This window comes from Stackebrandtia soli (genome assembly GCF_965137155.1).
Lineage (GTDB): Bacteria > Actinomycetota > Actinomycetes > Mycobacteriales > Micromonosporaceae > Stackebrandtia > Stackebrandtia soli.
Window position 1 is genome coordinate 9,884 of record NZ_CBCRZX010000064.1, and the last position, 10,600, is coordinate 20,483.

The following is a 10,600-nucleotide window of genomic DNA, read 5'->3' on the forward strand; positions in this document are numbered from 1 at the left end:
GCGCGACGCCGCCGATCGGACCGACGTTGCCCTCCTCGTCGATCTCGCCGGTGCCGGCGATGATGAGGCCGCCGGTGAGATCGGTCGGATCGACCCGGTCGATCATCGCCAGGGCGAACACCAGCCCGGCGCTCGGGCCACCGATCCCGAGGCCCTCGGTGGTGACGGTCAAGTCGTATGGGTCTTCCTGGACGGGCTCGATCTCGACGCCGGGAATGGTGACGCTGCCGTCGGCGGCGCGCTCCAGCGTCAGCTTGACGTCCTCGGTCTCGCCGTCACGGTCGACGGTCGCGACGACGGGTTCGCCCGGCTCGGCCGCGTCGGCCTCGGCGATCAGTTCGAGAAGACGCTGGCCGGAGGTGACGTCCTCCCCCTCGACCTCGGTGATCACGTCCCCATCGGACAGGTCGCCGTTCGGCGAGGCGTCCTCGACTCCAGTCACCGTCACGGAGACCGCGTGCCCGAGCTCCCGCAGCGCGGCCGTCTCCGCCGCGGACTGCGAGGTGACCCACATCTTCTTCTGCTCGGCGGCGATCTCCTCGTCACTCTTGTCGTCGGGGTACTGGAACTCGCGCGGGATGACCGCGTAGTCGCCCGACAACCAGTAATAGAGCGCCTGACCGAGATTGATGCCGTCGTAGATGCGGACGGTGACCAACCGAAGTTGCCCCTCCGAAACGCTCGACACGTCCGGGTTCGCGGAGATGACGTCGTACGTGTCGTCCTGGTAGGTGAACTCGCCCAAGGCGTCCACTGTCGGCCCCGGACCGAGGGCCACATAGGCCACCCGCATGGACAACGCCTGCCATGTCAACGCGAGCACGAGCACCGCGCCGACCACCACCGTCCAACCTCGCCGAGTCATGCGGCGAGCATACTCAGGCGTGACCGCTCCGACCCTGGCCGGTGTTCGCGGTGACGCACCGGCGTCGCCACGCGTGCCCGGTCGGGTCGGCTTCGCTATCGGCGTACGCGACGGCGGCGTCGATTCAGCTGAGCTTCAGGTCTTTGACGTACCGTGGAGTGGTGAGTCCTGATACGCCTTTCGGAATTGGCGGGTTTCCCGGCGGGTTTCCCGACCCCAACGACCCGCGCATGCAGCAGATGATGGCTCAGCTGCAACAGATGATGTCGCAGGCTGCGTCGTCCGGTCCCGTGAACTGGGACTTGGCGAAGCAGCTGGCCACATCCCACCTGGGTGACGACCCCGCCGTGTCGGCGTCCGACAGGAAGGCGACCGCTGACGCGCTGCGCCTCGCGGACCTGTGGCTGGAGGAGGCGACGACGTTCCCGTCGGGGCTGACCACGGCCGCCTCGTGGACGCGCCGCGAGTGGCTGGACAACACGACCTCCACCTGGAGGGCGTTGTCGGAGCCGCTGGCCGAGAAGATGACCGCGGCCCTGTCCGATCTCGTTCCGGAGGACGTCCGGTCCATGCTGGGCCCGATGGCGAATCTCATGCAGGGCATCGGTTCGTCGCTGTTCGGCGCCCAGGTCGGACAGGCCATGGCCGAACTGTCCAAAGAGGTCCTGTCGTCCACGGAGGTCGGGCTGCCGCTCGGCCCCGCCGGAACGGCCGCGCTGCTACCGGGCAACCTCAACACCTATGCCGAGGGCTTCGAGGACGTCGGCCCCGACGAGGTGCGGTTGTACGTGTCGCTGCGCGAGACCGCGCATCACCGCCTGTACGGCCACGTCCCGTGGCTTCGCGCGCACGTCATCGGCGCGGTCGAGGCGTACGCCGCCGGTATCCACATCGACCGTTCCGCGATGGAGTCGCTCGCGAGCGACCTCGACCTGACCAACGCCGACGCGGTGCAGCACATCGACCTGACGGAACTCTTCCGCCCCGAGGACACGCCCGCGCAGCGCGCGGCGCTCGCCCGGCTCGAACACATGCTGGCCCTCATCGGCGGCTGGGTGACGTGCGTCGCGACCGAGGCCGCCGGGCAACGACTGCCCACCCTGGCGAAACTCGCCGAGTCGGCGCGGCGTCGTCGCGCGACGGGCGGCCCGACCGAGCGAACGTTCTCCGCGCTCGTCGGCCTGAAGCTCAGCCCGAAGAAGCTGCGTGAGGCGACGGTGTTCTGGGAGCAGATGACGCGCGATCGCGGAGTCGACGGGCGCGACGCCCTGTGGGCGCACCCGGACCTGATGCCGACGCAGGAGGACGTCGCCTCGCCGGGGACCTTCGCCGAAGCCGACTTCGGCGATCTGGATATGTCGATATTCGATCAGCTCGCCGTCAACGACCCGCGCGAGGAACGCGAGGAGGACACGGACGACGACAACGACGACGGCCCCGAACCGCCTCCCGCCAAGGCCTGACGTCCACGCGAGAGCCCCCGAAGCCTCCGTGGAAAGGACCGCGCCGCCCGACCACGATCCGTGGTCACCGTTGGCGCATGTCGGACCTGCTCAGCGCCGCTGCCTCGGCAGCGGCGACGGAATGTCGTCGCTGTCGGCCAGGCTGGCGTCCGCGATGCCCTCCAGGTAACCGCGAGCCCGCTCCGTCTTCGGGTACCGCTCGACCAGTGTCCAAAATCGACGTCCATGTTCTGGGACGACGAGGTGAGCCAACTCATGCAGGAGGACGTAGTCGATGACCCAACCGGGCATCGACGCCAACCGCGACGACAGGCGAATCGTCGCGTCGTCGGGCGTGCACGAGCCCCAGCGGCTGTTCTGGTTGTCGACCCAGCGGACGCTCGCCGGCGCCGCGGCCTCCGGGTGGTCGGGGTAGTACTTGCGAGCGAGACGGACGGCCCGCGTCTTCAGCGCGGCGTCACCGCCCCGACCTGCCCGTTTATCCCGCTCACTGAGCCGTCCAAGCATCCGGTCGACCCATTCGGCCTCCTCCGCGCGAGTGAACTGATCGGGGATGAGCACGACCACACGCTCACCGTCCCGGTACGCCGAGACCGTCCGTCGACGCCGAGCGCTACGGCGAACATCGACGGGCGGGCTAGCTTTACGAGCCATATCGAGGTTCCTAACTAACACCCGCGCAGACAGGCGCGGGTTGGGGCGTTGTCAGCGTTGGACCGCGCTCGCCGTCACAGCCTGGGGTTCTCGGCTGCGGAGATAGCGGATTGCGGCCATGTGGGTACGCTATCCAGCCGGTGCCACTTCCGTACAGAGTGGGAACGCCTGATTCGACCGGGTTCGAACCGATATGTACACAAAAATCCCCGTCCATGTCTCAACATTCGAGACACGGGCGGGGGCGGTAGCTCGCCGAGGACGAGCGGCGTCGGCTCGAAGATGACGGTTCGCGATCACCCGACCGCGAGCCCGCGCCGACGGGGTGGCCGCTAGTCGTTCTTCCCGAGGATGCGGTTCATCTTCGTCCCGCACACGGGGCAAACGCCCTTGGCCATGCGGCGCCCCGCCGCATTCTCCACAACCTCACCCTCGAAATCGCGCTTTTCACGGCACTTGACGCAGTAGCCGTTATACGTCGCCATCATGGCCCCCTCGTGTATTCAGGCGTGGAATCTCCCCACCGCCTGGGCACAGGATGCCACGAAACCGTCACAACACAGCCGAGCCGCGCCGCGTGGCGTACGCATTCTCAGGCACGGAGCAGGCCGAACGAGCACCAGCGTGGCACGATGGGAAGGTGACCGACATACCCCGCGGCGCCATCTCCCGAACTGCGAAGCTCGCCAGCTTGCCCCTCGGCTTCGCCGGGCGCGCCGCGCTCGGCTTCGGCAAGAAAGTCACCGGTTTCGCCGAGGACGTCATCAGCGACAAGATCCAGCAACGCACCGCCGAACAGCTGTTCAGCGTCCTGGGACAGCTCAAGGGCGGCGCGATGAAGCTCGGCCAGGCGCTGTCGGTGTTCGAGGCGGCGCTGCCCGACAGCCTCGCCGGCCCGTACCGGGCCGCGCTGACGAAGCTCCAGGACGCCGCGCCCGCGCTGCCCGCCGCGAGCGTTCACAAGGTTCTCGCCGCCGAACTGGGCGAGAACTGGCGGGACAGGTTCCGTGACTTCGACGACACGCCGGCCGCCGCCGCGAGCATCGGTCAGGTGCACAAGGCCGTGTGGTCCAACGGCAAGACGGTCGCCGTCAAGATCCAGTACCCCGGAGCGGGCGACGCGCTCGTGTCGGACCTGAAGCAACTGGGCAGGGTCGCGGCGCTGTTCCGCGTCATCCAGCCCGGCCTCGACATCAAGCCCCTCATCGCCGAACTGCGGGATCGCGTCGTCGAGGAGCTCGACTACACCCTCGAAGCCCGGTCCCAGCGAGCGTTCGCCAAGGCCTACGCCGGTGATCCCGACATCCTCGTGCCCAAGGTCATCGCCGGGTCGGCGCGCGTCCTCGTCACCGAATGGGCCGAGGGGACCCCGCTCTCCTCGATCATCTCGGACGGCACCCAGGAGGAACGCGACCGAGCGGGCCACCATCTGTCGACGCTGCACTTCTCCGGCCCGATGCGGGCGGGCCTGTTGCACGCCGACCCGCACCCGGGGAACTTCCGGATCGCGGAGGACGGCCGGCTCATCGTCCTCGACTTCGGCGCCGTCGCGCGGCTCCCGGACGGGCTGCCCGCTCCGATCGGACCGCTCGTCCGCGCGGCTCTCGACGGCGACGCCGAGGCGGTCCTCGACGGACTGCGCGCCGAAGGCTTCATTCCGAACGGGGGTGACCTCGACGCCGAGGCCGTCCTCGATTATCTGCTGCCGATGCTGGCGCCGATCGCCTCCGACGAGTTCCGACTCAGCCGCGAATGGCTCCGTACCGAGGCCGCCCGCCTGGCCAACCCGAAGAGCCCGGCCTACACGATGGGCAAACAGCTCAACCTCCCGCCGTCCTACCTGCTCATTCACCGGGTGACGATGGGATCGATCGGTGTCCTGTGTCAGCTGGAGGCCGCCGCGTCCTGGCGCTCCATCCTGGAGGAGTGGCTGCCGGGCTTCGCGCCTTCTTCTTAGGAGGAGCCCACCCCGCCTCGGTTAGGCGATCGCGAACGGCCTTGACCGTGCGGCACCGAGCTCGTCCCCGCGAGGAATCCTCAACCCGCCGGAGATCCATTGCGCCGCTTGTCTTCACGCGCGACGCCTCCGCCGCGATCGTTCGGCGAGCGATCGTCCATGGCGAATCCGGCAAGGCTCGACCCGTCAAATGTCGACGGTAAGAAGGCCGGTGCACGGACCACGAAGGACCGACAGCACATACGAGGACCGCCGTGTCGCCTTCACAGGCGACACGGCGGTCATTCCTTATCGGATCGTCATCGACCTTCGGCGTTACCGCCGGGTCCGTTTGGCGTCGCGCAGAGCGCGCAACGCCAACCGTTTATGCCGATGTTCTCCGCGCCATAGGTCACGCATTCGCGCGCGAGCCAAGGCTTCATTGAGTAGATGCATCTTGGTGGTTCCGTTTCTGATCAGGCTTCGCGTCACCGTGAGGTGAGTGGACTCGATACGCGAGGTCGCACGGGGGACGGGCGACGTCGCGACGCCGTGTGGCTTGTCGTACTGCGACATGTCACGCCGCCTTTCCGGCCAACAGGCCAGCGGTGCGCTCCGCGAGCGCGGCTTGAGCGGCGGCTTCGACTTCGGCGGCGTCCTTCCGGGGCCGGCCACGGGGCCGCTTCCGGGCGACGACGGCGCCGGCCTCGAAGATCTCGCCACCCCAGACGCCCCAGGGCTCCTGGCGGTCCATGGCTCCAGCCAAGCACTCCAGCTTGACGGGGCAGTCGCCGCACAGCGACTTCGCGTATTCGAGTTCGGTAGGCGTGTCGGCGAACCAGAGGTCCGCGTTGTACTGCCGACAGGGAAGGTCCCTGCCTTGTTCGATGGCTTGCTCGCGCAAACCGGGGCCGAGGGTCAACACCCCGGTCACCTCTCTTTCGGTCGTGATCTGCATTGGTCCTTCTGGTGTCCGGACCTGCGGCATATCCGCTGGTCAGAACGGGCTATTTCAGAGAAACGAAAAGGCCGCGAATCCCGGTGACGGGTTTCGCGGCCTCGAGGTGAGCCGGTGGTGAAGGCTTTTCAGCCTGGTTTCACCGGTCCTTCTCGAGGCGGAATCCCGCGCTTTGCTCCCTTGACGACGTTTTTGACGGTCGTCCCACCCGTGGCCGGAGCCGACGGCTCGACCGAGGCATCGACAAAAATGCCTAGGTTGAGGGACATTTGACCGTCGCGTCGGCGCTGCGCGCTATCGACGGTGGACACACTGATCCCGTGGAGCCGTTCGACTGTGGGCGCGAGGCATCGCGCTCCACGATGATCAGAGGCGGACAGCACCTGGGGCAGCACGTTGACGAAGACGTCGCGATAGCTCTTGATAGTTCCCACAGGAAGCACCTCCTCTTCTCACATCGACGGGCCGCGGTTACGCGGCCTCGTTCTCCTACAGCGTTGCCAGGCTATGCCCGGTCCTCGCGGACTCGCAACTGAATTATCGGGCGTTTCTCGAAATTATTGTCGAATCCACCGTTCGGCCGAGCCGAACTCACCTGAACGGTGGACCGTCAAGACGGTTCCTCGCCCCGCACGAGCGAGAGCACAGCCTCGCCGTACGTCGTGAGTTTACGCGCCCCGATGCCCGCGATCCCCACCAGCTCGGCCTCCGATTGTGGACGACGCTCGGCGATCGCGGTGAGGGTGACGTCGGTGAACACCACGTACGCGGGCACTCCCGCCTCAGTGGCGGTCTCCTTTCGCCACTGCCGCAGTCGATCGTACAAAGCTTCGTCCATATCAGATGGACAGGTCTCGCAGCGGCCGAGTTTGCGGGTCCGGCCCTCGTCGAGTGTCGCTCCGCACACCCGGCATGCCTGCCGGGTCGCCTTCGAACGTTTCGTCCGGGGTTTACCGGCGGCGACGGTCACCGGTTCACCGGGGAAGCCGCGGCCCGCGAGGAAGGAGCTGGGCTTGCGCTCGCGGCCACCGGAGGACCGCATCAGGCCGTACGACAGGTGCAGGTGTTCGCGGGCTCGTGTGATGCCGACGTAGAGGAGGCGCCGCTCCTCCTCCAGCTGCGCCGTCGTCCGAGCGCGGCTCGTCGGCAGTGTGCCCTCGGCGAGACCGACCAGGAAGACGGCGTCCCATTCCAGACCCTTGGCGGCGTGCAGGGACGCGAGGGTCACACCCTCCACGGTCGGCGCGTGCTGCGCGGCGGCGCGACGGCCCAGTTCGTCCACGAACGCCGACAGGCTCAGTTCGGAGTGATCCTCGGCGAGTCGGACGAGTGCGGCCACCGCCTCGTACTTCTCGCGGGCGGCGCCGCCGGGAGGAGCCTGGTCGGGGCGCCAGCCGATCGCGTCGAGCGCGGTGATCACGGTGTCCCGCAGTTGTTCCGTTCCCTCGTCGGTGTGCACGGCCTGGCGCAGGGCGACGATCGCGGACCGGACTTCGGCGCGCTGGAAGAACCTCTCGGCGCCGGCGACGACGGTGGGAACCCCGATCTCGTCGAACGCGGTCTCGTACGCCTCGGATTGCGCGTTGGTGCGGTAGAGGACGGCGATCTCGCGGGCGGGGGTTCCCTCGGCGATCAGCCGCGCGCACCGTCGGGCGACGGCGGTGGCCTCTGCGGCTTCGTCCGGGTAGGTGTCGAAGTGCGGGTCGGGGCCGGGCGGGCGCTGACCTTCCAGCTTGAGCCGCAGTTTCGCCTCACCGCTGCGGGCCTCCGCGATGACCTCGTTGGCGAGGCCGACGACCTGGGGGGTCGATCGGTAGTCGCGCACGAGGCGCACGACGCGGGCGTCGGGGTAGCGACGGGAGAAGTCGATGAGATAGCGGGAGGTGGCGCCGTTGAAGGTGTAGATCGTCTGGCTCGCGTCCCCGACGACGGTGAGGTCGTCCCGATCTCCGAGCCAGGCGTCGAGCAGTCGTTGCTGGAGCGGGTTGACGTCCTGGTACTCGTCGACGATGAAGAGCCGGTACTGGGAGCGGATCTGTTCGGCGATGTCGGCGTGTTCCTCGATCGCGGCGGCGGTGGCGGCGAGCAGATCCGAGAAGTCGATGACGCGTGCGCGCTGCTTCGCCTCCAGATACGCTGAGTACACTTTGGATATATCGGCGGCGTCCATGGGGGCGATCCGATCACGACGGGCCACCTCGCTCGGATATTCGTCGGGACCGATGAGCATCGACGCGGCCCACTCCAGTTCGGTCGCGAGATCACGACGACGGGACGCGTCGGCCCGCACACCGGCTCTGGCGGCCGCGATGCCGACGAATTTGATGGTCGAGTCGATGAGTTCGGGCATCTCGCCCCGATAAACCCGGGACCCGAAGAACCGAAGCTGCCGCAGCGCCGCCGCGTGGAAGGTTCGCGCGCTGACGCCCGTGACGTCGAGCGCGCGCAGGCGGTCGCGCATCTCACCGGCGGCGCGAGCGGTGAAGGTGACCGCGAGTACGTGCTGACCGCGCAGGTCGCCCCGCCGAACCCGGTAGGCGATACGGTGGGTGACCGCACGTGTCTTCCCGGTGCCCGCGCCCGCGAGAATGCAGACGGGGCCGGGCTCGGCCGACACCGCCTCCGCTTGGTCGTCGTCGAGGCCGGTCAGTACTTCTCGTGCATGCGCGAACGTCACAGTTGTCCATGCTCTCATCGGGGTCCGACACCGAACAGCCGCCCCATTAGGTACCCTAGGGGGGTATAAGAGAAACGGGTCACCGTCCGGAATACGAGCGCCGGCGACGACGTTCACCCGGTCGACCCGACGAAACCCCACGAACTCACCGAAAGGCACGGCCTCACAATGGTCACGATGTACTCCACCCCCTGGTGCGGTTACTGCCGACGCCTCAAGGACCAGATGGACCGCGAGGGCATCCAATACGAGGTCGTCGACATCGAAGAGGACCCGGCTTCGGCCGACTACGTGATGTCGATCAACGGCGGGAACGCGGTCGTGCCGACAGTCAAGTTCCCAGACGGCTCGACCCTGACGAACCCGACAATCGTCCAGGTCAGGGAGAAGCTCGCGGTTCCCTCCGCGTAACGAGACGGCTCGAATCCCGGGCCGGTTCGGCCCGGGCGCTTCGACCCGGCGTCTCCTCGATCGACCGCCTTCTTCGGCGTACGCCTACCGCGAGGTGTCGCCCGTCTCGACGTCGAACCAGGAGAGCTCGCCGCCCGGGTCCGGTTGGACCAGCAGCATCGGTCGACCGTCCGGCGACCAGGTCGGCTCGGCGTAGACACTGTGGCCAGCCAGCTCGATGTCCGCGATGACGTCCTCTTCATCGGAGGACAGGTCGTGGATCATCAGCTGGTGTGTGCGTTCACCGCCCGTTTGCACCCAGGTGACATACCGCCCGTCGGGCGACATCGTGATGAAGTTGACCGAGGGCAGTTCCAGAACCTCGGTGGGATCGCCATCGGCGGACCAACTGTACACAGTGGCGGAATCGTCGGTCTCGACGACCGAGTAGAAGGTGCCGGACAGATCCTCGGCCACCTCACCCGATGGCGGATAGGCGACGCCGTTCGGGTCGGTCGGACTCGCGTCCGGATCGGCCGAGTCGCCGTCGCCCGCTGCTCCGCAATCGGCGCCGAGGAACGCGAACGCCCCCGCCAGCACCGCACCCGTGATCGCCCGTCGGGTGTGTCGCATGGTGTTCTCCCGTTTGTCGAGTGTCAATGTCACAGGAGAAGATGCGGGATCGGCCGAAGCGGTTGCCTTGGCCGACGAGATTCGTGCCGACGAACCGATCTAGGTCGCCGTGTATCGAAAGTGGATGTTGGGCTGTGAATGATCACGGTTCATTGGTCGGGGAGATCTCACGGTCGAGCCGTGGGCAACGCTGGAGCCGTTGCGCCGAAGGCAACGAAGGCGGGGCGGCCGCGCGTCTGGCCTGGGCGGCAGTTGATCGACGGCATACGGTTCCGGGTCCCTACGGTGTTCCATGGCGGGACGTACCGGTCGAGTGCGGGATCAACCGTCTCAAGAGGAACCGCGCTGTCGCCACGCGATACGACCAGCTCGCCGTCCGCTGCGAGGCAACCGTCCTCGTCGCGGCCATCAACGAGTGCTGTGAACCTCGGCCATCACACAGTGGGATCCACGTTCCACGTCTCCGGCAGATCCCTGCCGCAGAGCACGCAGACGAAGTCGTCCTCGCGCACGATGTTGCGCTCCTGGCAGCCAAGACACCGCCGGAACACCACCTCTTGAGTGAAGGCGGAGGGCCGCCCGAGCCCTACGTCGTCCAAAGCACGAGCGACTTCCGACCAGAAACCGATATCGGGGCAGTACCCGGTGGACTGGTTGCTGACCTCGCTCACGGCCCACCGGTCCGCTTCGCGCACAAAGCCGATCTCGCCGGCACTCAGAACCATGTCTCCGCCGGCGCAGGCCACATGCTCGCTCCGCCGCGGCGCCAGCCGAAGCACACCGTCCGTTCCGATGACGAAGGTGAACGGTTCGGCCAGCTCTACCGCCGATCGCCCAGCGATCCAGTCGTCGAATTCAGCCGCCGAGCTGATCCGGTACCCGCCGCTGCCAGGCCGGACCGCAGCCTTCAGCTCGACCGGTCCGACATATCGGTAACTCCACGCCCGCACACTCACATCAGCCAACCTAAAACACTGCCGACACACGCCCTAGGTCGCCGCGATCGGTGCCGATCCCGGCGACC

The 10,600-nt window shown here is 67.4% G+C and carries 9 protein-coding genes and 2 pseudogenes; 4 read left to right on the forward strand and 7 right to left on the reverse strand.

What is annotated here, in order from left to right; genetic code table 11:
- Window positions 1-865: pseudogene (locus ACM9NP_RS22495) on the reverse strand (PDZ domain-containing protein); the annotation flags it as partial.
- 230 nt (window positions 866-1,095) lie between these two features.
- On the opposite strand from ACM9NP_RS22495, the gene ACM9NP_RS22500 reads away from it, so the two are divergent.
- The gene (locus tag ACM9NP_RS22500) at window positions 1,096-2,328 is read left to right on the forward strand and encodes a zinc-dependent metalloprotease (RefSeq protein ID WP_415648761.1); all 1,233 of its coding nucleotides are present in this window, start codon (window positions 1,096-1,098) and stop codon (window positions 2,326-2,328) included.
- A 90-nt stretch (window positions 2,329-2,418) separates the two neighbouring features.
- Here the strand turns inward: ACM9NP_RS22500 and ACM9NP_RS22505 are convergent, their stop codons facing one another.
- Both ACM9NP_RS22505 and ACM9NP_RS22510 read right to left on the reverse strand, forming a co-directional pair.
- The gene (locus tag ACM9NP_RS22505; protein WP_415648762.1) at window positions 2,419-2,982 is read right to left on the reverse strand and encodes a M48 metallopeptidase family protein; all 564 of its coding nucleotides are present in this window, start codon (window positions 2,980-2,982) and stop codon (window positions 2,419-2,421) included.
- A gap of 332 nt (window positions 2,983-3,314) precedes the next feature.
- Window positions 3,315-3,470 (reverse strand): DUF5679 domain-containing protein, encoded by a 156-nt coding sequence (locus ACM9NP_RS22510; RefSeq protein WP_415648763.1) that lies wholly within the window; start codon window positions 3,468-3,470, stop codon window positions 3,315-3,317.
- 152 nt (window positions 3,471-3,622) lie between these two features.
- Here ACM9NP_RS22510 and ACM9NP_RS22515 point away from each other — a divergent pair, with 152 nt between their 5' ends.
- A complete protein-coding gene (locus ACM9NP_RS22515; protein ID WP_415648764.1) occupies window positions 3,623-4,939 on the forward strand; it encodes an ABC1 kinase family protein in 1,317 nt (438 codons plus the stop codon).
- Window positions 4,940-5,495: 556 nt separating this feature from the next.
- On the opposite strand, the gene ACM9NP_RS22520 is transcribed toward ACM9NP_RS22515, so the two are convergent.
- Together ACM9NP_RS22520 and ACM9NP_RS22525 are read right to left on the reverse strand one after the other, a co-directional pair.
- Complete coding sequence (locus tag ACM9NP_RS22520; protein ID WP_415648768.1) at window positions 5,496-5,840, reverse strand: WhiB family transcriptional regulator; 345 nt, start codon at window positions 5,838-5,840, stop codon at window positions 5,496-5,498.
- Between the two features lie 646 nt (window positions 5,841-6,486).
- On the reverse strand, window positions 6,487-8,553 hold the full coding sequence (locus ACM9NP_RS22525) for an ATP-dependent DNA helicase UvrD2 (protein WP_415648765.1): 2,067 nt from the start codon (window positions 8,551-8,553) through the stop codon (window positions 6,487-6,489).
- 168 nt (window positions 8,554-8,721) lie between these two features.
- On the opposite strand from ACM9NP_RS22525, the gene ACM9NP_RS22530 reads away from it, so the two are divergent.
- A complete protein-coding gene (locus ACM9NP_RS22530; protein ID WP_415648766.1) occupies window positions 8,722-8,964 on the forward strand; it encodes a mycoredoxin in 243 nt (80 codons plus the stop codon).
- Window positions 8,965-9,048: 84 nt separating this feature from the next.
- Here ACM9NP_RS22530 and ACM9NP_RS22535 read toward each other — a convergent pair whose 3' ends face one another.
- Window positions 9,049-9,576, reverse strand: a complete 528-nt coding sequence (locus ACM9NP_RS22535; RefSeq protein WP_415648767.1) for a TolB-like translocation protein — start codon at window positions 9,574-9,576, stop codon at window positions 9,049-9,051.
- Window positions 9,577-9,884: 308 nt separating this feature from the next.
- Between ACM9NP_RS22535 and ACM9NP_RS23985 the strand changes: the two are divergent.
- Window positions 9,885-9,992, forward strand: a pseudogene (locus ACM9NP_RS23985) (IS5 family transposase); the annotation flags it as partial.
- 18 nt (window positions 9,993-10,010) lie between these two features.
- Here ACM9NP_RS23985 and ACM9NP_RS22540 read toward each other — a convergent pair.
- Window positions 10,011-10,532, reverse strand: coding sequence for a hypothetical protein (locus ACM9NP_RS22540; protein WP_415648769.1), 522 nt, complete (start codon window positions 10,530-10,532; stop codon window positions 10,011-10,013).
- Between the last annotated feature and the right edge of the window lie 68 nt (window positions 10,533-10,600).